This is a genomic window from Halorhodospira sp. M38, from assembly GCF_022227985.1.
GTDB classification, from domain to species: domain Bacteria; phylum Pseudomonadota; class Gammaproteobacteria; order Nitrococcales; family Halorhodospiraceae; genus Halorhodospira; species Halorhodospira halophila_A.
The window spans coordinates 38907-63234 of sequence record NZ_JAJNQP010000001.1; the positions used below are offsets into that span (position 1 = coordinate 38907).

A 24328-nucleotide genomic window follows, 5' to 3' on the forward strand; every position below is an offset into this window, starting at 1 on the left:
GATGATCCCTCCTTAGAAGAAGCTCTCCACCTCGTCGCGGAGGCGGCGTTCCGCCTCGTCGCGCTGCTCTTCCGCCTCCTGCTCGAGGCGTTCGCGCTGCTCCCGCGCCTCCTGTTCGAGACGCTCCTGCTCCTGCTCGGCCTCCCGTTCCAGGCGTTCGCGCTCCTCGTCCACCCGCTCCTCGATCTCTTCGCGTGCGGCACCGAGACGCTCCAGGCGCTCCTCACCCAAGGCTTCGGCGAGGTCGAGCCGGATGTCCGGCTCAAACAGAAAACCGGTGATCTCCAGGGGGATTGTGGCCCCGGCCAGGCGGTGCAGCAGCGGGGCATCCTCCTCGTTCAGGCCGTCGGGCAGGGTTGCCCGCACGCGGTAGTCGATCTCCTCGGCAAGGATGTTTGCCGACCCTTCGCCGGTGGCCTGGAGCACGGGCGACTCGAGCAGCAGGTCCTCGTTGTGCGCGATGCCGTCTTCCAGGGTGAAGCTCGCGGTCAGGTCCGAGAAGTCCGTCCGCTCGTCATGGCCGGGGGCCTCCGGCGGTTCCTCACGGCGCAGCTGGGCCGCCGCCTCGCGGATCTTGTGGGGGATGTTCAGCCCGAGCAGGTTGCCGTCCTCGGCGGCGATCCGGCCCGACCCCTCGAAATCCTCGATCAGCCCGTGCAGGTGCGCGCCCCCGCCACTGCCCTCGAAAAGGAAATGGCCGCGCCCGTGGAGCCAGTCACGATCCAGCAGATCCTCCAGTAGGGGCGCAAAGGCCACGCCTTCGAGGGAGGTGGCCACGTTGAAAGCGGGTACGTCGCCGCGGGCATCCAGCCAGGCGTGACCGGCCAGCTCGCCTTCGTAAAGGCGGGCGCGCAGGGACTCGGCACCCAACTCGCCCTCGCTGCCGGTGAGCCGGGCCTCGAAGTCGCTGACCGTCAGGTCGGCGGCATGGAGTTCGTCGATGCCGATGCGGCCCTCGACGACCAGCGGGCGCAGTGGCTCCAGCGGGAAGTCCAGGGCCACTTCGCGCAGATCCCCCAGCCCCTCTTGCGGACCGTCGTCGCTGTCCGTGTTCCCGCCGTTGCCATGGCCGCTTGGCTCGCCCTCAGCTGTTTCGGGCGGCAGGTAGCGGTCAAGATCGATGTGGTTGAGCTGCAGCGCCAGCTCGATGGTCGGATGCGCGGGCTCGATGGCCGCCTCGCCCTCGACCCGGCTGTCATCCAGCTCGACGGCGAGCCCGGTCAGATCGATGCGCTCTGCCGTGGCGTCGATCTCCCCGGAGCCGCTAAAGCTGCGCAGCACCCCGGGATCCTCGGTCTCCGGCGGCTCCTCGCCGAGCGCCTCGAGCAGGCCCTTGGGGTCGAGGGGGCTCAGCGACCAGCTGGCCGTCAGCTCCGGGCCGGCATCGGCTTGGCGCAGCCGGGCCTCACTGGTGAACTCGAGGTATTCCTCGTCACCGACCAGGGCGTCGGCCCGGATCCCCACGGGTTCGTCCAAGCGCAGGGTGTCGATCTCCAGGTTGACGGGATCCAGCCGGATCCGCCGGTCATCGCTGCGGTCCTCCCAGTAGACGGCCCCCTCGTTGAGACGAACTCCGCCGATGACCATCCCCGCCAGGGCCTCCAGGTCGGCCGGAGGGGGGTCGGTCGCGTCAGCATCCGCCGGGGCATCGGCGCCGGCGGGCTGCTGCCCGGCGTCGGCCTCCGCCGCGGCGAATCGCTCTGCCAGGTCCGTCCAGTTGTCTTGGCCATCTTCGTCACGCATCAACCGCACAACCGGACGCTCGATCTCGACGGCCCGCGTGTGCAGTTCGCCGCGCAGCAGCGGCCAGACCTTCATGGCGGCGGCGAGCCGGTCGAACTCAACGAACGGCTCGTCGTGGTAGCCGTCGGCGTCGGCCATCGTGATGCGTCCGACCTCGATACCGAGCCAGGGGAAGAACGACCACTCGATCTCGCCCTCGATCTCGAACTCCCGGCCCAGCTCGCGCTCGGCGAGGGCGGCGAGGTCATCGCGGTATTCGTTCGGGTCGATAACCAGCGCCGCTACGGCAATGGCGACGCCCAGGGTCAGGATCAGTGCGAGGAGGCCCAGCAGGAGCCACTTGAGAAGGCGCAGCATGGTTGAACGGGTCCTTTCCGGCATCCGGTGATACGACCCACTCTAGCGCGGCCGTATCCCCGATCGCCAACCGGGCAGAAGCGCCCTACCCGAACATATCCCGGGTGATCGATTCGTACCAGCCGGGTGCGTAAATGGCCTCGACCTGACGAAACTCCTTGCCCTCGTCCTCTGGGCTGAGCCCCCCGGAGCCCTCCACCTCGCGGATTCGTCCATCGCGGTGCTCGAAGACCGCCGCGATGGTGAACGCCCAATCGGGTGCGACCAGGCTGTAACAGGTGTTGACCGTGGGGAACCCCGGGCTTGGCTCGCCAGTGAGTTCGCCGACGATGGTTGCGGCCACCAGTTTACCCTGGTTGTTGGCGCTGTGGGCTGACTTGGGCATGTCGCCTGCGATCGCCGCATCCCCGATGATGTAGACGTCTTCGTGCCGCTTCGACCGGAAGGTCTCCTGATCCACCGGGCACCAGCCGGTGTCGTCGACCAGGCCGGCCCGATGGGCGATGGCGCCGGCCTGCTGAGGCGGGATAAAGTTGATGACATCACCCTGGTGCATCTGGTCCCCCCCGTCGGTGAAGACTCTGCGGTCTGCCACCGAGAGCCGTTCGGGGGCGCCGCCGGCGGACGCGGGAACCCACTCGATCATGTCGCCGTAGAGCTCCTCCCAGCCCTGCTTGAACAGGGTCTGCTTCGAGAAGCTGTCCTTCGGATCGAGTCCCAGCACTTTCGCCCGCGGTTTATGGGACTTGAGGTAGTGGGCGATCAGCGCCATGCGCTCGTAAGGCCCGGGCGGGCAACGGTACGGCGACTCAGGCGGGCAGACGATGACGGTGCCACCGTCGTCCATAGCCTCGAGCTGCTCGCGCAGGATCCGGAACGGGCGGCCGCCCTGCCAGGCGTGTGGGATTTGCTCGGTGCCTTCTCGGTCGAGGCCCTCGACCCGGTCCCAGTCGAAGTCGATACCTGGGGCGACCACCAAGCGGTCGTACTGGATGGGGGTATGGTTGCGGGTCATGACGCGCCTGCCGGCCAGGTCCAGCTCTTCAGCGCGGTCATGGATCACTTCGATGCCATGGCGTTCACGCAGGTTGTCGTAGCCGTGGCCCAGCGTGTCCAGATCCCGGAAACCGCCGAGGTACCAGTTGCCAGCGTAGCAGGTGTAGTAGGTCTCGTTGGGCTCGATCAGAGTGATCCGCAGGTTGGGTGCGTGCTCCTTGAGGTACCGGGCCACGGTGGCACCGGCGGAACCGCCCCCGACCACGGCGATGCGGGCATCGAGCTGGCTGCGGGCCAGGCTCAGGGTGGGGAAGCCGGCCAGCCCCAGTGCGGCTATGGTGCCACCGGTGGCACCCAGGCGCAGGAAATCGCGTCGGGATAGATGGGATCGGCTCATGATGCGACGGGCCTCACTCGAGTTCACTCAGATAGGCGGCAAGCTCGCGGATCTCCTCCTCGGTGTAGCCGGTCGCGTGGCGGTCCATCACCGTGGGGTTGCGTTTGCCTTCCTGGAAATCCAGCAGATACTCCACCATCAGATCCTTGTCCCAGCCGGCGATCGGCGGCATGGTGTCGGCACCCTGGCCATCGGGGCCGTGGCAGGCAAAGCAGCTCTGGGCGATGAGCTCACCGCGGGTGAGCGGGTCGTCGTCGGCCTGGACGGGGGTGACAAGGAGGGCCCCGCACAGGGCGATCAGGATGGTGCGAAGGGGTGGTTTCCTGACGGGCATCGCTCGAAGTCTCCTCCCTTTGATGTCGAGCGCGGCGCGATTAAGCTGCGGAGTATACGCCACACCCTTCGCCGCACGGAACGGTCTGCCCATGAGAAAACCCCACGAGTGGCTACTCGATGCATCCATCTACTTCTCATTCGACCGTAGCGGCTTCGAGCGCCACGCGCGGACCTGGCCCGGGTTCCGGGACCGCCTGCGGGAAGGCCCGCAGGAGGCACTGACCGGCCTGATTACCGGCGGCAGTCGTGGCATCGGCGCTGCAGCCGTTGAGCGCCTGCGCGGCATGGGCCATCGAGTGCTGAGTTGCGGGCGCGGGGCAGGGACCGGGGACCCGGATTACCGCACGCTGGATACGGGGGACTGGGCGGCCGTGGCACGCGCGGGGGAGACCCTTCCGCCGCTTGACTTTGTGGCCCTCAACGCCGGAGGGATGCCGGAGCAGTTCACGCGCAATGCCGACGGCGTTGAGCTGCAGATGGCCTCGCAGCTCTTCGGGCACTACCTGCTCGTCCACAACCTGGCCAGCTCCGGCAGGCTGCGCGAGGGCGCCCGCGTGATCTGGATGAGTTCCGGGGGGATGTACCTGCAGCGCCTGCACCTGCGCCATATCTTTGAAAACGAACGCTACGACAAGGTCGCCACCTACGCCAACGTCAAGCGCGCACAGACGATCGTCAATGCGCAGATGGCCCGCATGCCGCTGTTCCGCGATGTGGACTGCTGCGCCATGCATCCTGGCTGGGTGGATACCGCCGGGGTGCGTGAGGCGATCCCGGGGTTCTGGCGCTGGACCCGCGGCCGGTTGCGCAGTCCCGAGCAGGGGGCGGACACCTTGGTGTGGCTGGCGGCAAGGGCCGGCGGGCCCAGTGGGGCTGAGGCCTCGAGCGCACCGGAATCCGGGGGGTTCTACTTCGATCGTCGGAGCGTCTCACCGTACCTGGTGCCGGGTACCCGCGAGCCGCTGGCCGAGAGGCGCCAGCTGCTGGAACTAATCGACCGCCTGCTGGCACCGTACCGCGATGGCGGCGGCGCGCTGGCGGACACGATCGGCTAAGGAGGACGAACGTGAGGGTGCGGCAGTTGACGCCCCGTTCGGGGAAAGCGGGGCTGTGTCCAGGGGCGGGGAGGCTCGGGGTCCGGGTGGTGGCGCTCATGCTCGGTCTGACCGTTGGTGTCGCGGCGCGGGCCGTGACGCTGGAGGTGGAGATCCTGTTGCCGAAGGCCGACCAGGGCAGTGTCTACGTCGCACTCTTCGACGACGCGGAGGCCTTCCCCGATGCGGACCGGGCGCGCGCGCGCAAGACCCGTCCGGTGGAGGGCGACGCGGTGACGCTGACGATCTCCGATCTGACCCCCGGTCAGTACGCCGTGGCCGCCTTCCAGGACCTGGACGGCAGTGGCGATCTGACCACCAACTTCCTGGGTGTGCCGAGAGAACCCGCCGGTTTTAGCCGCGGCGCCATGGGCCGCATGGGACCGCCCGATTTCGAGGATGCCGCGTTTACGGTGGAAGAGGGCGGGACCCGCATCACCTTGGATCTGCGTTAGCGCCGGCGGGCGGCGTATGCCCGGGCCGTTTACCGGCCCCGGGGGCGTGGGCTCCCGCCTCGCGTCACCGTCGGGTCAGGAGCCCGGTGCGCGGATGCAGACCCGATTGCGCCCCTGGGTTTTCGCGGCATAAAGCGCGCAATCGGCGCGCTCGAAAAGGTCTTCACCCTCATCATCCGCCTCCAGCGTGCTCACCCCGAAGCTGGCCGTCAGCTGGTACTGGCGGAACACCGGGTGATCGGCCAGCGCCCTGCGCAGCTTCTCCGCCGTTCGATGGGCCCCAGCCAGATCGGTGGCCGGCAGCAGGACCACGAACTCCTCGCCACCCCAGCGGCCCACCGTATCGGCCTCGCGGACCCCGGCGCGCAGCTGACTGGCCAGGGTGCGCAGGACGGCATCGCCGATGGCGTGGCCGTGCTCGTCATTGACCTGCTTGAAGTGATCGAGATCGATCAGCAGCAGCGACAGGGGGTGATCATTCTGGCGGTGGTAGTCAATCTCGTTGGCCAGCTGCTGATCCAGCCCGCTGCGGTTGAGCAGACCCGTGAGCTGGTCTGAGTGGGCCTGCCGGTTCAGGGCCGCGAGTTCGCGGTGGCTGTGGGCCAGCCCGCGGTTGATCTGTCGGGCCAGCAGGCGCAGTTCGCGCAGCCACGCCACCGGCCCATGGATCGGGATGGGGCGCCGGGCGGCTGCCGCCTGCGCCGTCCGGCGTAGCGGAAAGACCAGCAGCCGGCGTGCGATCTGATGAAAGAGCACGGTGGCAAGCACGATGGACCCGCCGGTCCCCGCCAGCACGGCGATCCAGACGCGGCGCACGTCCTCGGAGGCGGATTGCTCCAACTCCAGGCGGGCCAGGATGTCCAGGTGGTGGCCGTCCTCGTCGAGATCGATGCGGTTTAGCCAGGCGTAGTAAGTGCCGGGCTCGGGCGCATTCTGCGGCCGGTAGACACCACGGCGCTCCACCGCTTCCAGGGAGTGGCGGGTGTGTTCATCGAGCTGGACCTGGCTCTGCACGAAGGCCTCGGCCTTGTCGAGCCCGCCCAGGTCCGGATCCAGGCCCAGGGGGATCAGCCACTGGCCGTTGACCAGGAAGAAGAGCTCACCCTCATACGGAGTCCGCTGCTCCATGCGCCGCTCCATGCCCCGAAAGACCTCATCGATGAAGTCAGGGCTGAACCCGAGCTCCAGCGCGTAGCCCTCATCACCGAGCGGGCCGTAGGTGTAGAAGCGGAACTCCCGGCTGACCAGCTCCAGGGTGGGCGGCCCAATGAGAACCTGCTCTTGCGCCAGCGCGCTCTCGAGCATGCCGCGGGCGTCCTCCATCCCCTCCATGGTGAAATCCAGATCCTGGTCAGGTTCGAAGGTCGTCCGGGTGATGCGCAGCTCCGGGTCGACGATATAAAGATGCACCGGATCGCCCAGGGCCTGGCCCAGACGTGCCGCCAGGGCATCCAGGTCGACCTCCTCAATCCCCTTCGCCTCGATGATCTGGCGGGCCCGTTCGTGGGCCTGGCGGTAGCGGTCCTCGCCAGCCTCCAGAAACCGCTCAAGATCGGCGTAGCCGGCGCGCAGTTCGGCCCGCACGCCTTCGACCAACGCCGCATTGACCCGCTGATCATGGGCCTGCTGGCGATCGAGCAGGATGTAGCCGCCGATGATGTGAATGGTGCTCAGCGCGGCGAGCAGCGAGGCGATGCCGAGGAGCAGCAAGGCCCCGACGCCCAGACGTGGCCGGTATCGAGAAGGGATCAGAGCCATGCCTGGCGCGTTTCCGTCCTGGTTGCGAAGGGTTGGGGCGCCCGGAGTGGCGCCCCTAATCGATCATCCGAGGATCAGTTGTCGCGGTAGTTGTCGTGGCAGCTCTGGCAGGATTCAGCGACCTGCATGAAGCGATCCTGAACATCCGCCAGCTCGCGATCCCCCCCTTCGGTGGCCTCGGCAAGCTCCTGGGCCGCGGACTCGAAATGGGTCATGCCCTCGGAGAAGCGGTCCCACTCATCCCAGATAGCCGGCTTGGCATCGGTGTCACCATCGTGAGGGCCGCCCTCAAAACCCTCCTTGGCCATGCGGCTAAGGTCCGCAACGCGGGCCGCATTGCGGGCGAACTGCTCGGCGTCATAGTCGATCTCACCCTGAGCCATGTCGCCCATCGGGCCGAAGTTGGCGCCGACCAGGGTGAACACGGCCTGCCGGTAATCGATCTGATCCTCGTCGGATTGTGCCACTGCGCCGGTCGCCAGCAGGCATCCGGTCGTGATGGCCAGGGTGGTGGAGAGCAGTCTGCGCATCATGGCACCTCCTTTCGCGCTAGTCGGGTCCAGGGAAGTGGGCCCCGATGGATCCGTTGCTTGGCAGCACCCGACCAAGCGTAGTCGGTGGATGGGGCTGGATCAAACACCGCGGGGCCTGACAGGTGGCCGGTGAGACGCTAGTCTGGACACCCCTTAAGACGCGCCGGATCAGCGGTGCGCGCCCGAGTCACCCGCGCATGGAAGGGGATGATGAGCGGAGAACAGCGGGTTCTGGTTTGGGATCTACCCACACGGCTCTTCCACTGGGCCCTGGTGGTGGCGCTGGGGCTGTCCTGGTACAGCGCGGAGCAGGGGCTGTCGGGCTGGGATCTGCATCAGTGGAGTGGCTATGCGGTCATCACCCTGGTCCTGTTCCGGCTTCTATGGGGGTGGTTCGGCAGCGAGACGGCCCGATTCGGCGATTTTCTGGCCGGTCCACGGACCATTGCCCGTTACCTCCGGGACTGGTGGCGCGACCGCACCCCGAGTCGTGGCCACAACCCGCTGGGCGGCTGGGCTGTGGTCGTGCTTCTGGCCTTGGTGCTGGTCCAGGCGGTGTCCGGGCTGTTCGCCACCGACGACATCCTGCGCAGTGGCCCGTTGACCGGCTGGGTCGGCTCCGACATGGAGCGGACCATGACCCGGCTGCACAGCCGCACCTTCGACCTGCTGCTGATCCTGGTCACCCTCCACGTGGTGGCCATCGCGGTTTACCGCTGGGTGCGTGGTGAGCGGCTGCTCATGGCCATGATCAGCGGCTACAAGCGCAACGGTTTCGCACCGCCCTGGATTGCGCCGCTCTACCGTGCCGCCGTCGCCGCCGCGGTGGCGGTGGGCGTGGTGTGGCTGCTCCTGGCCACGGCACCGTAAGACACGCGGGCCACCCGGGTGGGCGGCCCACGCGTGGCCGGTCACTGGGCGGTCATCCCGCCGTCGACCATGTAGTTGGAGCCGGTGATCCCCGAGGCCGCATCAGAGAGCAGGAAGGCCGCCACGGACGCGACCTCGTCGTTGTTGACGTAGCGCCCGAGCGGGATGCGTGCCGTGAAGCCCTGCTTGACCTCGTCGCCGTGCCCGGGGCTGACCTGATCCTCGATCGAGCGCATCATCCGGTTGTCCACCGGGCCCGGGTTCACGCAGTTGACCCGGATCCCCTCGGCGCCGAGCTCAGCCGCGGCGGTGCGCATCAGGCCCATGACCGCGTGCTTGCTGCTGACGTAGGGGCTCAGCCCGGCGACGCCACGCACGCCAGCGACACTCGAGGTGATCAGGAGGCTGCCGCCACCGGCGCGGCGCAGAGCGGGCAGGGCGGCCTGGATGCCGTAGCGGACGCCGTGCACGTTGACCGCCAGCACCTGCTCCCAGACGCTGTCGTCCGCCGCTTCCAGCGGACCGGCCCGACCCTCGATGCCGGCGTTGAGAAAGACCCCGTGTATGGCCCCGAACTGCGACTCGGCCTCGCGGATCATGGCCTCGTTGTCGGCCTGGCTGGAGACGTCCACCGCCATGGCGGCGGTGCCTTCTCCCAACTCCGCGGCCAGCCGCTGCACACCATCGAGTTCCCGGTCGGTGAGCAACAGGCGCGCCCCCTGGGCGTGGAGGTGGCGTGCCGTGGCCTCGCCGATGCCTCCAGCGGCCCCGGTGATGACGATGACCTTGCCGTCTACTGCCTTCATGGTTCTTTGCCCTCGTTCAGATTCGGCGGCGCCTACTCGCTGATCATTCTAGTCCTCTCGATGCTGGCGCTCTACGTGGCCCGCCCGGTGGTGCTGATGCGGGCCAGCTCGGGTGCGGATCGCACCTCGCCCTGGCCGGGTCACGGCAGGTGCTGGTCCAGGAACTGCCGCAGCCCGTCGCGATACGCCTGGCCGCTGGTGAGAAAACCGGTGTTGTGGTCACCGCGGATGGTGAGCAGCTGCGCCTCGCCCGGGGCGGCCTCGCGCAGGGAGCGGGCGTGGTGGTAGGGGATGATCTCATCGTCACGGCTGTGGACGATCAGCACCGGTGCCCGGGTCTTGGCGAGATAATCGGCGGTGGCGTATTCGAGCCGCGTCAGCCAGCGGGCGGGGTAGAACGGATAGAGGTCGCGGGCCACCGCCTCGGCCGAGGTGAAGCTCGACTCCAGGATCAGCGCCGCCGGGCTGGTGTGGCGCGCCGCGCTGGCCGCCAGGGCGCCGCCCAGCGAGCGGCCATGGAAGACCATCCGCTCGCTGGGCACGCCCAGTTCCTCACGCACCCACCGGGCCACCGCACGGGCATCCTCGTGCAGCCCCGCCTCGTGGGCGCTGCCCTCGCTTTGTCCGTACCCGCGGTAGTCGAAGATGATCACATCCAGCCCCAGATCGCGGAGGATCGCGATGGTGTCCATGCGATGGGAGATGTTCCCGGCGTTGCCGTGGAAGAAGATCACCACCCCGCGGGGCTGATCGGCCTCGATGCGCCAGCCGTGCAGGGTGACCCCGTCGGTGCTCGGGATGGCCAGATCCTGATAGTCCCAGCCGCGGTCCGCCGGGGCGGATTGCAGCTCGCGGGTGGGGATCTGCGGCAGATGGACCATCCGCTCCTGCGTGAAGAAAAGCAGCGCGCCGAAGCCGACGTAGATCAGACCGGCCGCTGCAGCGAGGCTCAGCAGCAAGCGCATCCGGATCTCCGTGAGGCAGGCTGGCGGTCCATGGCGGACAGGGTAACGGCTCGGGCCGCGCCGCGGCGAGGGCGGGGGAGCGCTGGGCTACATTGGGGGCTGCGGAGTCGTGCGGGCGCAAAGGTGTGATCGTTATGAGCGGAGGCCGGCTCGCTCTTGTCACCCTGATCCTGGTCCTTGCGGGCCCGTCGTCTGCGGCTATGGAGCGGGCAGAGCCAGCGGGAGCCGGTGACAACCGGTCCTATGTGGCGCTCTACGTCGGCCAGAGCGCCCAGAACCGGCTGGTTCATATCATCAGTCGGGCCTCCGCCAGCCGGCAGGAGAGCTATCTGCTGAGCGTGGCCTACGGTACCCGCTTCGCCCGCCGCGGCGGCCTGGACCTGGAGGTGGAGGGGCAGCTGGTCCGGCACACCGGTCTGCAGCGCCATGGGGAGATCAACGGCGTCCTGGTTGCGCGCTGGACCCGCTTCCCCTGGGATCGCTGGCTGGATACCCGGGCGGCCTTCGGTGAGGGGCTGTCCTGGGCGACCGAGGAGCCCCCCATCGAGCCCCGCGGGGATAAGGACGACGAGAAAGCATCCACCCGATTGCTCAACTACCTGCTGCTGGAGTTGGAGGGCAAGCCCCCGGGACGGGCCTGGAGTGGATTCGTGCGCATCCACCACCGCTCCGGCGTCTTCGGCCTGTTCGACGGGGTCCGCGGCGGCTCCAATTTCGTCGGCTTCGGGGTGCGGCGCTATTTTCGGGGCCTGCCCCTTGTGCGTAAGGTGAGGCGGTCACCCTCGGGGCGAGCGGGCCCCGCCGGGGTCGACAGCTTTGGCGGAAACAAGGGGATACGTTAATGGTGAATGCTCAAGGCAATCGGGTCGTGGTACTGGACGGTGGCATGGGGCAGGAGCTGCGCCGGCGCAGCAGCCGCCCGGCATCACCGCTGTGGTCCGCCCAGGTGATGCTGGAAGAGCCGGAGCTGGTGGTCGCGGCCCATCGCGACTTCATCGAGGCCGGCGCTCAGGTCATCACCGCCAATACCTACAGCGCTACGCCGCGGCGTCTGGCTCGTGACGGCGAGCCTGATCTGTTCCATTCCCTGCACGCCGCGGCGCTGGATGCGGCCCGTAAGGCCCGCCAGGAAACCGGTCAGCAGGGGGTACGGATTGCCGGTTGCCTGCCGCCGCTGGTGGCGAGCTATCGCCCCGACGTGGCGCCGGACGACGAAACCTGTCTTGCCGACTATCGCCAGATGGTCGAGGCGCAGGCCGAGGGGGTCGATCTTTTCCTGTGCGAAACCATGTCCCTCGCCCGTGAGGCCCGTGCCGCGACGATCGCCGGGGTGGAGAGCAATCTACCGGTCTGGACGGCGTTCACGGTGGACGACGGGGATGGCACACGCCTGCGCTCCGGCGAGTCTCTTGCCGAAGCGGCTCGTGAAGTGGTGGCCGTGGGCGCCCAGGGCGTGCTGATCAACTGCGCGGTGCCCGAGGCAGTCACCACGGCCATGAGCGAGATCGCGGACCTTGGGGTGCCGTTCGGCGCCTACGCCAACGCCTTCACCTCCGTCGAGGCACTGCAGCCGGGGGGCACGGTCGATGTGCTGGAGGCCCGCAAGGACCTCGACCCCGCCGCCTATGCCGAGCATGCGCTGGGCTGGGTGCGACAGGGCGCGAGCATCGTCGGTGGCTGCTGCGAGGTGGGGCCGGCCCACATCGAGACCCTAAGCAAGGAGCTGGCCGCCGCCGGGTACGAGCTGGTATCAGCCTAGCGGCCGGTTACCCGTCTGAAAGACCGCGGGCCGTGATGGCCGCGGGGCGCTCGATCAGGGACGATCGAGCCTTGTGGGGTACCGGATGTGCTCCGGCCGCGGCGACTGAACTGGAGGGTGCGGTCGCTGCCAACGCCGCCTTCTTCTAGTCCGCCACGAAGGCGTATCGGCTTACGTGCCGAATGGCTTCAAGGTGCCACTCCGGCAGTCCGTGCTCGATCGCACCGTCGATTACGTAGCGGTAGTAGGTTGCTGTCGGCTGGAGCCCGTCCATAACGGCGTCGGGCTTCGCCCGGTAGGTGAAGGCTTCAATGAGCGTGTCGTTGTCGTTTTGGACCGTGACGTCGATGCGGTCATAGCGCGGCCCTTCGGCGTCGTCGAGTGCAGGCAACTGGCCGGCATCCATGCGAAAGATGACGCCCGGCAGCCAGTGTTCCGGCTGTCCCGTCCAGTTGGCGTTGCACTTGGCCGAGCCGTCGGCGCCTCGCTTGTGAAAGGCGAGTTGGTGGCCCTGCAAAAATGCCCGACCCACAGGGGTGGCCGAAGGCACCCGCGCCTGGAGTCTGCTAGTGAGCATGTTGGAGCCAAACGCGAAGTAGAGCATCACCCCTCCCGGTAAAACGGCTGCAGTATCGAACGTGAAAGCCACCTTGCTTCTCTCCCTGTTGCGCGGTGCTCCGGGTTCTCAATCCCGCTCGCAGGATACCAGCCCTTGACGCTCTCGCTCGTGAGTGGCCCGAGGCGGTGAGCAGAATCTGTCCATCTTTCGCGAACCCGCGCAGCGCGGGGCTGCACGGGGTGTCTCCACACGGTTTTCCACAGTTATTGTGAAAACCCGCCGGTCCATGCTGGTAGGCTCGGAGACTGAACAAGCGGCGGAGCGAGCAAAGGGGGGCATGGTGAGCGCATGGAGTCTCTGGTTGGGTGGGGCGATCGTCCTGGTCCTGACGGATCTTTTCCTCTTCGGCGGAGCGAGCGGTGTGCTGCTCGCTGCGGCGGGCATGGCGCTTTTCGGGATGGGAGCCGCGCTGTTGGGTCTGTCCTGGGAGCTGCAGATCCTGACCGCCGCGTTCTCCGGGGTGGTGTTGGTGCCGCTGGCGCTGATGCTGCTCCGGCGCTGGACGCCGGGGCAACTGACGCAGGGCGTGGACGACCCGCGGGTGCGGCACCAGACGTTTCGGGTCCACCTCGATGCCCGTGGTGATCCGCGGGTCCACATCCTCGGTGATGAGTTTGGCGCACGCCCCTGGTCGGCGGACATGCAGCTCGAGGAAGGGGCCGCGGTCCGACTGGTTCGCTTTGAGGGCACGACGGTGGTCGTAACCCGTGAGGACGGGGGTGGTGCCGGAAACCCCCAACAAGGACGCAGAGGTGAGCACCATGAATGATGCCGTGGCGATTCCCGAGGTGACCTCGATTCTGGTCGTGCTGATGGCGGTGCTGCTCATCGCCATCCTCGTCAAGGGTCTGGTGATCGTCCCGCAACGCCATGCGATGGTGATCGAGCGCCTGGGTCGTTACCACCGGACGCTGGAGGCGGGGCTGAATCTGATCATCCCCATCCTCGACCGACCCCGTCCGATCACCATTGTCCGCTACCGCGACAACCAGAAGACCATCGATACGGAAAAGCAGATCGACCTGCGTGAGGTCGTGCTCGACTTCCCCAAGCAGGAGGTCATCACCCGCGACAATGTCGGGGTGCGCATCGACGGGGTGCTGTATTACCAGATCATGGACGCCCAGGCGGCCATTTACGGCGCCGAGAACCTGGTCCTTGCCGTTCAGACCCTGGCGCAGACCTCGCTGCGCTCGGAGATCGGGCGCATGGAGCTCGATCAGATCTTCGAGTCCCGTCAGGAAATCAACGGCCGGCTGCAGGCGACCATGGATGAGGCCGGCAACAAGTGGGGCGTGAAGGTCAATCGCGTCGAGATCCGCGATATCGACATCCCGGACGACATCCGCGAGGCCATGAACAAGCAGATGGCCGCCGAACGTGCCCGGCGCGCCGAGGTGCGCGAGGCAGAGGGCTACAAGCAGGCAGAGATCCTCAAGGCCGAGGGCGACAAGGAGGCCGCCGTGCAGCGGGCCGAAGGCGAGAAGCGGGCCATCAAGCAGATCCTCGAGGCTGCCGACGACGCCGACGGCCTGGAGTCGCGGGATGCGATGCGCTACCTGATCGCCCAGGGCTACATCGAGGTGCTGCCCAAGGTCGCGCAGGACGGCGAGCGGGTGTTCCTGCCGCTGGAGGTCACGAGCCTGATGGGATCGGTGGGCGGTATTCGCGAGCTGCTGGGGCCAGCGACGGGGGCTGCGGCGGCTTCAAGCCAGTCCGGTTCCGGCGCCGGTGGATGAGCGGCCCGGCCGGACGATCCCCCACCTTCGGAGTTGGAGATAGCCATGAGTCAGCCTTTCGAGTCCATCAACGTCCTCGGCCAGCCCCTCGCGCCCTGTAGCACTCAGCCTTTGACCGGCTTCTACCGGGACGGGTGCTGCAATACCAGCCACGAGGATTTCGGGATCCATACGGTCTGCGCCCAGCTGGACGAGGCGTTTCTGGCCTTTACCCGGGAGCAGGGCAATGACCTGACGACCCCCAACCCCGCCATGGGGTTTCCCGGCCTTCAGCCCGGGGACCGGTGGTGTCTGTGCGCCGGCCGCTGGATGGAGGCCTACCGCGCGGGAGTGGCTCCCAAAGTGGATCTGCACGCCACTCATGCCGAGACCCTGGCCGTGATCGACCTCGAGACGCTGAAGGCGTACGCGCTGTGAGTGCGAAGGCGGTGGTTCCGCGCCCGCTGCGCGCCTGCTAGCCCCCGCGGTCCTGGCTCCCTTGGCTAGGCAGGCTCTGGATGAGGGTAACCCCTCAAGTTAGAGTGCCAATCCACGTGCCTACATCTCAGGAGCAGGATCAGCGAGGATGAACCAAGAGAACCTGGCGAGCTTCATCTGGGGGGTTGCCGACCTCCTGCGCGGTACGCTCAAGCAGTCGCAGTACGGGCGGGTGATCCTGCCCTTCACGGTCCTGCGCCGGCTGGAGTGCGTTCTGGAGCCGACGCGGGATCAAGTCCTGGAGCAGGCCAAGGCCTACCAGGACAAGCCGGCAGCGATGCGCGATCGCATCCTGCGCAATGAGGCTGGTCTGGAGTTCTACAACACCTCGCCGTTGCGGCTGGCCACGGTCTCGGAGACCCACACCCGGGAGGACCTCAACGACTACGTGCGCCACTTCAGCGCGGCGGCGCGTGAGGTCTTCGAGCACTTCCGCTTCGAGGAGTTCCTGGAGCGCCTCGAGCACGGCGACGCCCTCTATCCGGTGGTCCAGCGCTTTGCGGCCATGGATCTCAGTCCGCAGCGGCTGGATAACTTCTCCATGGGCGTGGTCTTCGAGGAGCTGATCCGCAAGTTCGCCGAGGCCTCCAACGAGACCGCCGGTGAGCACTTCACGCCCCGTGATGTCGTGCACCTAACGACGTCGCTGGTCTTCACCGGTCAGCAGGGGCGGCTGCAGCGCGGAGAGATCATCAAGATCTACGACCCGGCAGCGGGCACCGGCGGCTTCCTGTCCGAGGCGCAGAACTACATCCAGCAGATCAGTGAGGGCGTGGACGTCTCGCTGCACGGCCAGGAGCTCAACCCGGAGTCCTACGCGATCTGCAAGGCGGACATGCTCATCAAGGGCGAGCCGGTGAGCAATATCGCCCTGGGCAACACGCTCTCCGACGATCAGCACCATGGGGAGCGCTTTGATTACCTGCTTGCCAATCCGCCGTTCGGGGTGGACTGGAAGGGTAGTCAGCGTGCAGTGAACGAAGAGCACGAGCAGCTGGGTTTCGCCGGCCGCTTCGGCCCCGGGCTGCCGCGGGTCAATGACGGGGCGCTGCTCTTCCTCCTCCACCTGGTGAGCAAGATGCGCCAGGACCAGAGCAGCCAGTGGCCGTCGCGCATCGGCATCATCCTCAACGGCTCGCCGCTTTTCACCGGCGGCGCCGGTGGCGGTGAGTCGGAGATCCGGCGCTACCTGCTTGAGCGCGATCTCGTCGAGGCGATCGTGGCCCTGCCCACGGACATGTTCTACAACACCGGCATCGCCACCTACGTCTGGATCCTCTCCAGCGCCAAGCCCGCCGAGCGCAAGGGGCACGTGCAGCTGATCAACGCCACCGAGCACTACTCGAAGATGCGCAAGTCGCTCGGCAACAAACGCCAGTACCTCGACGACGAGGCAATCCGGACCATTGTGAAGCTCTACGGTGACTACGAGGAGACCGAGGAGAGCCGGATCTTTCCTTTGGAGACCTTCGGGTACCGGCGGATCACCGTCGAACGCCCGCTGCGCCTCAACTTCCAGGCCAGCGAGGAGCGCATCGCCCGCATTCCGGAGCAGAAGCCCATCCAGAAGCTCGGCGAGGAGGATCAGCAGGCGATTCTGGACGCTTGCCGTCGGCTCGATAGTGCCCTCTACCAGGACCGCGAGGCCTTCACCCGGGAACTCGATGCCGCGCTGCAGAGCGAGGGCGTGAAGCTCAAGCCCAACCAGCACAAGGCCGTGCTCGCCGCCCTCAGCGAGCGCGACCCGGAGGCGCCGATCTGCCGGGACAAGAAGGGCCGGGCCGAGCCGGACCCTGACCTGCGGGATGCCGAGAACGTGCCGCTAACCGAGTCCGTTGACGACTACTTCGAGCGCGAGGTGAAACCGCACGTCCCCGATGCCTGGATCGACACCAGCAAGAAGGATGCGCGTGATGGGGAAGTGGGCATCGTCGGCTACGAGATCCCGTTCAACCGCTACTTCTACAAGTACGAGCCGCCGCGGCCGCTCGAGGAGATCGACGCCGATCTGCGGGAGTGCACCAACCGGATCAAGCGGATGATTGAGGAGCTGTCGGCATGAGTTTTCCGGCGTATCCGGAGTACAAGGATTCGGGTGTGGAGTGGCTGGGGCAGGTGCCATCGCACTGGTCTGTGGTCCAGGTGCGCCGCCTATTTCGTCTGATTAATGGCGCCACTCCTCCTAGTGGTTACGACGAATACTGGGGCGGAGATATCACTTGGGTTACACCTGAGGATTTAAGCAAGATAGAAGCCAACCAGATTTGCGCGTCCAAAAGAACGCTGAGTGAACAGGGGTACCGCGCATGCGGTTTCCAGCTCATCCAGGCGGGCAGCATAGCCGTATCGATACGTGCTCCGGTAGGATATGTGGCAATAGCGGGCGTGCCGTTGTGCGTCAATCAAGGATGTCGTGGACTAGTGCCATCGCGCGACATCGACAGCCGTTTTTATATGTACTGGATTCTCGCATGTCGCGAGATTCTACAATCGCTCAGCGGTGGCTCAACTTTTCAAGAGCTTTCTTCCAATGTTTTGGCTGCTGTGCCAACCGTTTGGCCCAGCAGCGACGAACAGGAAAAGATTGCTACGTTTCTCGACTATGAAACCGCCCGCATCGACGCCCTGATCGAGGAGCAGCAGCGCCTGATCGAGCTGCTCAAGGAGAAGCGCCAGGCGGTCATCTCCCATGCCGTCACCAAGGGCCTCGATCCGGATGTGCCGATGAAGGACTCCGGTGTCGAGTGGCTGGGGGAGGTTCCAGCGCATTGGGAATTGGTGCCGTTATCCCGTGTTTTAAATAGTATCGAGCAAGGTTGGAGTCCAAGCGCGGACTCAGATCCTGCATTGCTGAGGGAGTGGGGAGTCATAAAGCTAAGTGCAATTAGGTCGGGTTTTTTTGTAGAAGAGAAAAATAAAAGGTTGCCTGAGGGTTTTTCCCCGCGCTTAGATTTAGAAATTAAGGCCGGTGACCTTCTTATTACTCGGGCGAACACGCCGGAGCTAGTAGGCGATGCTTGTGTTGTTCGTGAGCAACCTGCAGCGCGGCTGATTTTTTCTGATTTGGTGTACAGGTTGAGAGCGTCAGAATCTATTGATCCGTTATTTTTATGTTATTGTTTAATCAGTGACGTTGGACGGGTTCAGTTTCAAATACACGCTCGTGGCTCAAGCATGTCAATGGCAAAGATTTCTCACGAGCACATAAAACAATGCATGATAAGCCTCCCGCCGCTAGATGAGCAGCGCCGAATCGTATCCATTATAGATGAACATCTGGCTAGGATATCAGAACTATCCTCGGCTGGCCGGAAAACTGTTGAGTTGCTTGAAGAGCGTCGTTCGGCTCTCATCTCTGCCGCAGTGACCGGCAAGATCGACGTCCGCGATTGGACGCCACCGGCCTCAAGCACGGAGGCTGAGCATGAAGGCGTGGGCGCCGTGACATGAGCTACGGCCGCAGCCTGCGCCTATTCCTGGTGGATGACTCGCCGAACGGGCTGATCACCGCCGAGATCATGAACTGGACCGGTCATGTGCTGACCGGTCCGCGGAGCAAGCTCAGTGAGCTCATCCAGCGCCCCGAGTGCGGGCGCACCGGCGTGTACTTTCTGGTGGGGCCGGATCCGGACAACAGCCTGCGCCCGCTGGTCTACATCGGCGAGACCGATGACGTTGGGACGCGGCTCAAGCAGCACAACCGCCCGGAGGATCAGGGCGGCAAGGACTTCTGGGAAAAGGTCTGTCTGGTCACCAGCAAGGATCAGAATCTGACCAAGGCTCACGTCAAACATCTGGAGAGCCTGCTCATCCAGAACGCCATGGAGGTCGGCCGGTGTCGCCTGGCCAACGGTACGGCCAAGGCGTACGCCAACCTGCCGGAAGCGGATCGGGCCGACATGGCCTTCTTCCTCGATCAGATCCGCGTCGTCCTGCCGGTGCTCGGGTTCGACTTCCTGCGGGCGGTGCCGAAGCCATCGACGCCGGAGAGGCCGGGCGAACAGCCGAAGGCGGAAGCCTCGCCGTTCTTCAGTCTCGAACTGCCGAAACACGGGCTCAATGCCCGCGGCCAGGAGTACGAGGGCGAGTTCTACGTGCTATCCGGATCCCTGGCCCGAGAGTCGTGGAAGGGACCAAGCGGTGGCTACGAGGCCTTGTTCTACCAGCTCTGTGAGGACGGTGTGCTCGTCGAAGACGGTGCTGGGCATCGGCGGTTCACCCAGGATCAGGCCTTCTCCAGCCCCAGCGCTGCGGCGGCCATTGTTTCGGGCCGCACCGCCAATGGACGGGTCGCATGGAAGCTCGAGGGGAGTTGCGAAACCTATGCGGAATGGCAGGATCGACAGGTACAGGCCGCCGAGGAGGCGGCGGCATCGGCGAGTGATCAGGGAGTGAGCCCCGGCGATGGCGGATCCTAAAGAGCGCGCCTTCCAGCAGGCCATCATCGACGAACTGGTTGCCGCCGGCTGGCAGCTCGGCAGCAGCGCCGCCTACGACCGCGAGCGCGCCCTCTACCCCGAGGATGTGATCGGCTACTTCCGGGAGGCCCACCCGGATCAGTGGGAACGTTTCGCCAAGCACAACGCACGCGGTCCGGAGAAGGCGCTGCTCGATCACGTGGCCCGCGAGCTGGAGAAGGTCGGCACGCTCGAGGTGCTGCGCCACGGCTTCCGCACCCCGGGGGCGAAGGTCGAGCTGGCCACCTTCAAGCCCGACCACTCGATGAATGAGACGGTGCTTGAGCGCTACCGGCAGAACCGGTTGCGCGTGGTGCCCGAGCTCTCCTACTCGCCGCACGCGCAGGAGGGTGCGTACAACCCCCGGCTGGATCTGGCTCTGTTCGTCAACGGCCTGCCCGTGGCCACCTTGGAGCTCAAGAGCGAGTTTCAGCAGTCGGTGGAGCAGGCGATCCGTCAGTACAAGCACGACCGGCCAACGAAGGCGAAGACCAACGGCAAGCAGGAGCCGCTGCTCAAGTTCAAGCGCGGCGCCCTGGTTCACTTCGCCGTCAGCCAGGACCGGGTGGCCATGACCACCCACCTGCAGGGCAAGAAAACGAAGTTCCTCCCCTTCGATCGTGGCACCGAAGACGGTGGTGCGGGCAATCCGCCCCCGGCCTCCGAGAACGACTACGCCACCAGCTACCTCTGGCGCGAGGTCTTCCAGCCGGATCACTGGCTGCACATCCTAGGGCGGTTCCTGCACCTGGAGCAGAAGACGCACGAGGACTTCCACGGCCGCCGGAGCAAGAAGGAAGCGCTGATCTTCCCGCGCTACCACCAGTGGGAGGCGGTCACCCGTCTGATTGACGCCACCCGGGAGGAGGGACCCGGGCAGCGCTACCTGATCCAGCACAGCGCCGGCTCCGGTAAGTCGAACTCCATCGCCTGGACCAGCCATCAGCTCGCCAGTCTCTACAACGACCAGGGTGATAAGCTCTTCGATTCGGTGATCGTCGTCACTGACCGCAATGTCCTCGATCAGCAGCTGCAGCAGACGATCTACCAGTTCGAGCATGCCAGCGGAGTCGTTCGCCCGATCACCGGTAGCGAGGGCCGCAGCAAGTCCGAGCAGCTGGCCGAGGCGCTGAAGGCGCGCACGCGGATCATCGTGGTCACCATCCAGACCTTCCCGGCGCTGTTCGAGGCACTGGATCGGCACAAAGATCTGGCCGCCGGCAAGTACGCGGTCATCGCCGACGAGGCGCACTCTTCGCAGACCGGCACCTCGGCGCACAAGCTCAAGGCGCTGCTCGGTGTCGAGCGCAGTGAGGACGAGGAGGTCAGCGCCGAGGAACTGCTTGATGAGGCGGTGGCGGCCCGCGGCCACACGGATCGGATCAGCTACTACGCCTTCACGGCCACGCCCAAGGCGCGGACGCTGGAGATGTTCGGCCGCCCGCCGGATCCCTCCCGGGGCCCAGCCTCGGACAACCTGCCGACACCCTTCCACGTCTACTCCATGCGCCAGGCCATCGAGGAGGGGTTCATCCTCGATGTGCTGCAGAACTACATCACCTACAAGACGGCCTTCCGGCTGGCGCACCCGCACGGTGAGGCGTACGAGGTCGACGCCCGCGAGGCTTCATCGAAGATCGCCCGCTGGGTGCGGCTGCACGAGTACAACATCGAGCAGAAGGTGGAGGTCATCGTCGAGCACTTCCGCGAGCACGTGCGCCACCTGCTCGATGTCCAGGCCAAGGCCATGGTGGTCACCAGCAGCCGCCGGGAGGCGGTGCGCTACCAGATCGCCATGCGCAAGTACATCGACCAGCAGGGCTACGCCGATGTCCACCCGCTGGTGGCCTTCTCCGGGCAGGTGGAGCCGGATGAGGTGATTCCGCAGGCGGTTGATGAGCGCAGCAGCCTCCTCAATCCGGGGCTCAAGGGCCGCGACCATCGGGACGCCTTCGACACCGATGACTTCAACGTGATGATCGCGGCCAACAAGTTCCAGACCGGCTTCGACCAGCCGAAGCTCTGCGCGATGTACGTCGACAAGCCACTCCAGGGGGTGGATTGCGTCCAGACGCTCAGCCGCCTCAACCGCCCGTTCGACGGTAAGGAGGGGCGCACCTTCATCCTCGACTTCGTCAACGATCCGGAGGAGGTGCGCAAGGCCTTCGAGCCGTACTACCACACCGCCGAGCTGGAGGATGTCTCGGACGCCCAGGTCGTCTACGACCTAATGCGCAAACTCAACGACGCGCAGATCTACCAGTGGGAGGAGGTCACGCAGTTTGCCCACGCCTTCTACGACTCGAAGGCCAAGGACTCGAAGCTCAGCTACTACGTCCGCCCCGCGCAGGACCGGTTCCAGAAGCGCTACCAGGCCGCCATCGAGGCGGTGCGCAACTGGGAGTCCGAGCGCAAGCGTGCCGAGTGCCAAGGCGATCAGGCCGGGCAGCAGCGTGCGGAATACGAGCTCAAGGAAGCGAACGAGGCGAAGGAGGCTCTCGAGCTCTTCAAGAAGGACCTCAACAGCTTCGTGCGCATCTACGAGTTCCTCTCGCAGGTGATCGAATACGGAGACCGTGATCTGGAGGCCCTGGCTGTCTTTGGCCGCTACCTGGGTCCGCTCCTACGCCTGGAAGCGATCGATAAGGACGAGGTCGACGTCTCGGAACTGGAGCTGACCCACTACCGCATCCAGAAGCAGGCCGAACGGGCGGTTCGACTGGGGGAAGAGCAGGGCGCGTACACCCTCCGCCCGGTTAGCGAGGCCGGGTCGGGGCAGGCGCGGGAGCCAGAAAAGAAACCGCTCCAGGAGATCATCGACCGGCTCAACGATCTCTTCGGTCACGACACTGCCGACGAGGACAAGCTGACCTGGCTGCAGGAACTCGGCACCCGGGCGCGACGGCATGAGCAGGTCGACCGCCAGATCGACACCTACGATGTCGACCAGATCATGCACGGGAGCTTCCCCAAGGTGCTGGAAAAGATCCTCATCGACAGCATCCAGGAGCGAGAGCAGATGGCCACCAAGGCCCTTGAGAGCAACGACAACTTCGATGCCCTGGCGCGGCTGCTTGTGCGGTTTATGAAAGCAGAGAAGGCCGCGCAGGATTCGTGACGACGCCGCGGTATAACCGACCGTGAGCGTCGATGGCGGTGCGGAGCCCCATCCCGCCATTGCGGCCCAGAATCCGACTCGGCCCCAGTGAACGGTTGAGGCCGCATGCATTGCGGGGTTGGGTGCGAGGCGATACCGTAGTCAATTAAGGACATCTTGCGTCGGCAGAGGCACCGGGCCAGCCAGCGGCGCAATCAGGAAACAAGGACGGTCGTTTGATGGATCTCGCCTTCAGCCCCGAAACCTCGGGGGCAGCGCCGACCCCAGCGGCACAGAAACCACAACGTGCTTCACCACCATGCGTGTCGATAGCCCCCCGCGCATGAGGCCGGTAGGCGGCGATCTGCCTCCGGGAACGCCGTGCCGATGGATGTACCCCTTGGACGTACCGCTCCCAGAACCGCCGCTGCGCGCCTTCCAAGTGTCTCCGTTGCCCTGGCTTGCTTGGTGCCAGGCAGTTCGTACTTACGGCACCGGAGCACCGCCGCAATCGCCTCATCTCCGCGTTGCGGGATATACAGAATCAGGCCCAACCGGGATACACAGAATCTGTCGATACCACTGTTAAGCGCTTATTTGGAGTCATGTGAATAATGGTTGAATGGCTACCGGCATTTACAACAACATCATTGTTTGCGCTTGTGGTCTGGTTCTCAAGAAATCTTATCGCCGCTAGATTGACGAACGCGGTGAGGCATGAATATGACGTCAAAATAGAAACGTTGAGAGACGAACTGGGCCGAAAACAAAAGCAAATTGAGGCATTGCGCAGTGGCGCGTTGTCTGGAGTCGTGAATCGGCAGTCAGTTCTTTATCAGCGCCAAGTGACTGCGGTTGATCAAGTTTGGGGCGGAATAGTCCAAATGGCGCCCGCGAAAAACATTGCAAAACAAATTGCAGTATTTAAGTTCGAGAATACCGCTGAAGCCGCCGCAGAAAATCCACAACTGCGCCAAATATTTGAAACGATGGGGGCCAACTTTGACAAAAATTGTCTTTTAACTCCTGAAGCTAGCAAATCCCGACCATTTATTACGCCGATGGCGTGGGCGTACTTTGCGGCGTATCAAGGAATACTAGGACACTACGTAGTAAAAATGGTAATGCTGCAAAATGGCCTCCGGGACGCGTCCAGATTGATCGACCATGAGCAGATAAAATCGATTATAAAGACCGCATTACCTCATCAATCGGATAACATCGATAGGTTTGGCCATGAGATGTTTCATTTATTTGTCGATGAGCTTGAAAATTATCTGCTTCGGGAACTTAAGAGCCTTTTGGAAGGTTCAAGGGCTAACGATGAGAATGTTAGGCAAGCGAATCAAATCCTCGAGGCAGTCGAAAAACTTCAAGCTCAGGAAGGCGAATCTGAGCGTAGCGCTTAACCAGGGGCTTCAGCCGACCGGTTCTCCGCTGGCGCTCCAAACCGGCGGCTGAGCCCAGGCGTTATGTGGACTGCTAGCAATGGACCTCGAGTCAGAACTACCACGGCTACTCCCCAAGGCCGTGGAATGGGCGGAGCAACAACAGGCGCACGCATTGGAGAACGGACAGCCGCTCTCCGACAAGATGATTGGCGTCGCCCGCCACGTAGGCGTCATGGTGCCAGAATCGGTTCGAATCCTAGCAGTTGACAGCTTGCCTAGGCCCGGCGACCCCCAGCTACGTGCAGCAGCGGAAGAAACCGGGATGCTTGGCCCTGGAATGATTGGTCTGACGCTCGGCTACGGAGTGTTCATAGTCGATGGTCATGAGACGACTCGGCTTGTATCCCACGAGTGTCGCCACGTATATCAGTACGAGTCGAATGACGGCATTGGCGGTTTTCTCCCAATTTACCTCGGAC

The 24328-nt window shown here is 65.1% G+C and carries 21 protein-coding genes; 13 read left to right on the forward strand and 8 right to left on the reverse strand.

Features of this window, described 5'->3' with window-relative positions; all coding sequences use genetic code 11:
• Positions 1-12: 12 nt before the first annotated feature.
• The 3 genes from LRA98_RS00200 to LRA98_RS00210 form a co-directional block, all read right to left on the reverse strand.
• On the reverse strand, positions 13-2100 hold the full coding sequence (locus tag LRA98_RS00200; RefSeq protein WP_238633942.1) for an AsmA family protein: 2088 nt from the start codon (positions 2098-2100) through the stop codon (positions 13-15).
• Between the two features lie 85 nt (positions 2101-2185).
• A complete protein-coding gene (locus tag LRA98_RS00205) occupies positions 2186-3493 on the reverse strand; it encodes an NAD(P)/FAD-dependent oxidoreductase (protein WP_238633943.1) in 1308 nt (435 codons plus the stop codon).
• Between the two features lie 13 nt (positions 3494-3506).
• A complete protein-coding gene (locus tag LRA98_RS00210) occupies positions 3507-3827 on the reverse strand; it encodes a c-type cytochrome (protein ID WP_238633944.1) in 321 nt (106 codons plus the stop codon).
• Positions 3828-3918: 91 nt separating this feature from the next.
• On the opposite strand from LRA98_RS00210, the gene LRA98_RS00215 reads away from it, so the two are divergent.
• Both LRA98_RS00215 and LRA98_RS00220 read left to right on the forward strand, forming a co-directional pair.
• Entirely contained in the window at positions 3919-4884 is a 966-nt protein-coding gene (locus LRA98_RS00215; protein ID WP_201170362.1) for an NAD-dependent epimerase/dehydratase family protein, read from the forward strand.
• A 98-nt stretch (positions 4885-4982) separates the two neighbouring features.
• A complete protein-coding gene (locus tag LRA98_RS00220) occupies positions 4983-5378 on the forward strand; it encodes a DUF2141 domain-containing protein (protein WP_201242374.1) in 396 nt (131 codons plus the stop codon).
• A 75-nt stretch (positions 5379-5453) separates the two neighbouring features.
• Here LRA98_RS00220 and LRA98_RS00225 read toward each other — a convergent pair whose 3' ends face one another.
• Both LRA98_RS00225 and LRA98_RS00230 read right to left on the reverse strand, forming a co-directional pair.
• Positions 5454-7136 carry a GGDEF domain-containing protein gene (locus LRA98_RS00225; protein WP_238633945.1) on the reverse strand — a complete coding sequence of 561 codons (1683 nt, stop codon included), beginning with the start codon at positions 7134-7136 and terminating at the stop codon, positions 5454-5456.
• Positions 7137-7210: 74 nt separating this feature from the next.
• The gene (locus LRA98_RS00230; RefSeq protein WP_238633946.1) at positions 7211-7669 is read right to left on the reverse strand and encodes a c-type cytochrome; all 459 of its coding nucleotides are present in this window, start codon (positions 7667-7669) and stop codon (positions 7211-7213) included.
• Positions 7670-7879: 210 nt separating this feature from the next.
• Here LRA98_RS00230 and LRA98_RS00235 point away from each other — a divergent pair, with 210 nt between their 5' ends.
• A complete protein-coding gene (locus tag LRA98_RS00235) occupies positions 7880-8539 on the forward strand; it encodes a cytochrome b/b6 domain-containing protein (protein ID WP_238633947.1) in 660 nt (219 codons plus the stop codon).
• 41 nt (positions 8540-8580) lie between these two features.
• Here the strand turns inward: LRA98_RS00235 and LRA98_RS00240 are convergent, their stop codons facing one another.
• Both LRA98_RS00240 and LRA98_RS00245 read right to left on the reverse strand, forming a co-directional pair.
• Complete coding sequence (locus LRA98_RS00240; RefSeq protein ID WP_238633948.1) at positions 8581-9345, reverse strand: SDR family NAD(P)-dependent oxidoreductase; 765 nt, start codon at positions 9343-9345, stop codon at positions 8581-8583.
• 140 nt (positions 9346-9485) lie between these two features.
• Positions 9486-10310 carry an alpha/beta hydrolase gene (locus LRA98_RS00245; protein WP_238633949.1) on the reverse strand — a complete coding sequence of 275 codons (825 nt, stop codon included), beginning with the start codon at positions 10308-10310 and terminating at the stop codon, positions 9486-9488.
• Between the two features lie 134 nt (positions 10311-10444).
• On the opposite strand from LRA98_RS00245, the gene LRA98_RS00250 reads away from it, so the two are divergent.
• Positions 10445-11152 carry a hypothetical protein gene (locus tag LRA98_RS00250; protein ID WP_238633950.1) on the forward strand — a complete coding sequence of 236 codons (708 nt, stop codon included), beginning with the start codon at positions 10445-10447 and terminating at the stop codon, positions 11150-11152.
• Positions 11152-12069, forward strand: a complete 918-nt coding sequence (locus tag LRA98_RS00255) for a homocysteine S-methyltransferase family protein (protein WP_238633951.1) — start codon at positions 11152-11154, stop codon at positions 12067-12069. The genes LRA98_RS00250 and LRA98_RS00255 overlap by 1 nt, the downstream gene beginning before the upstream one ends.
• Before the next feature lie 145 nt (positions 12070-12214).
• Here the strand turns inward: LRA98_RS00255 and LRA98_RS00260 are convergent, their stop codons facing one another.
• Positions 12215-12718 (reverse strand): gamma-glutamylcyclotransferase family protein, encoded by a 504-nt coding sequence (locus LRA98_RS00260; protein WP_238633952.1) that lies wholly within the window; start codon positions 12716-12718, stop codon positions 12215-12217.
• A 250-nt stretch (positions 12719-12968) separates the two neighbouring features.
• On the opposite strand from LRA98_RS00260, the gene LRA98_RS00265 reads away from it, so the two are divergent.
• The 8 genes from LRA98_RS00265 to LRA98_RS00300 all read left to right on the forward strand — a co-directional run bounded on the left by LRA98_RS00265 (position 12969) and on the right by LRA98_RS00300 (position 23867).
• Positions 12969-13457: an NfeD family protein gene (locus tag LRA98_RS00265; RefSeq protein WP_238633953.1), complete on the forward strand. Its 489-nt coding sequence runs from the start codon at positions 12969-12971 to the stop codon at positions 13455-13457.
• The gene (locus tag LRA98_RS00270; protein ID WP_238633957.1) at positions 13450-14427 is read left to right on the forward strand and encodes an SPFH domain-containing protein; all 978 of its coding nucleotides are present in this window, start codon (positions 13450-13452) and stop codon (positions 14425-14427) included. Before LRA98_RS00265 ends, LRA98_RS00270 begins: the two co-directional genes overlap by 8 nt.
• Before the next feature lie 45 nt (positions 14428-14472).
• Positions 14473-14844: a DUF2237 family protein gene (locus tag LRA98_RS00275; RefSeq protein WP_238633954.1), complete on the forward strand. Its 372-nt coding sequence runs from the start codon at positions 14473-14475 to the stop codon at positions 14842-14844.
• A 148-nt stretch (positions 14845-14992) separates the two neighbouring features.
• The gene (locus tag LRA98_RS00280; RefSeq protein ID WP_238633955.1) at positions 14993-16966 is read left to right on the forward strand and encodes a type I restriction-modification system subunit M; all 1974 of its coding nucleotides are present in this window, start codon (positions 14993-14995) and stop codon (positions 16964-16966) included.
• The gene (locus LRA98_RS00285; RefSeq protein ID WP_238633956.1) at positions 16963-18354 is read left to right on the forward strand and encodes a restriction endonuclease subunit S; all 1392 of its coding nucleotides are present in this window, start codon (positions 16963-16965) and stop codon (positions 18352-18354) included. The genes LRA98_RS00280 and LRA98_RS00285 overlap by 4 nt, the downstream gene beginning before the upstream one ends.
• Positions 18351-19322, forward strand: coding sequence for a GIY-YIG nuclease family protein (locus LRA98_RS00290; RefSeq protein WP_238640817.1), 972 nt, complete (start codon positions 18351-18353; stop codon positions 19320-19322). Before LRA98_RS00285 ends, LRA98_RS00290 begins: the two co-directional genes overlap by 4 nt.
• The gene (locus tag LRA98_RS00295) at positions 19309-22479 is read left to right on the forward strand and encodes a type I restriction endonuclease subunit R (protein ID WP_238632654.1); all 3171 of its coding nucleotides are present in this window, start codon (positions 19309-19311) and stop codon (positions 22477-22479) included. Before LRA98_RS00290 ends, LRA98_RS00295 begins: the two co-directional genes overlap by 14 nt.
• Before the next feature lie 593 nt (positions 22480-23072).
• Complete coding sequence (locus tag LRA98_RS00300) at positions 23073-23867, forward strand: hypothetical protein (RefSeq protein ID WP_238632652.1); 795 nt, start codon at positions 23073-23075, stop codon at positions 23865-23867.
• The last annotated feature ends 461 nt before the right edge of the window (positions 23868-24328 follow it).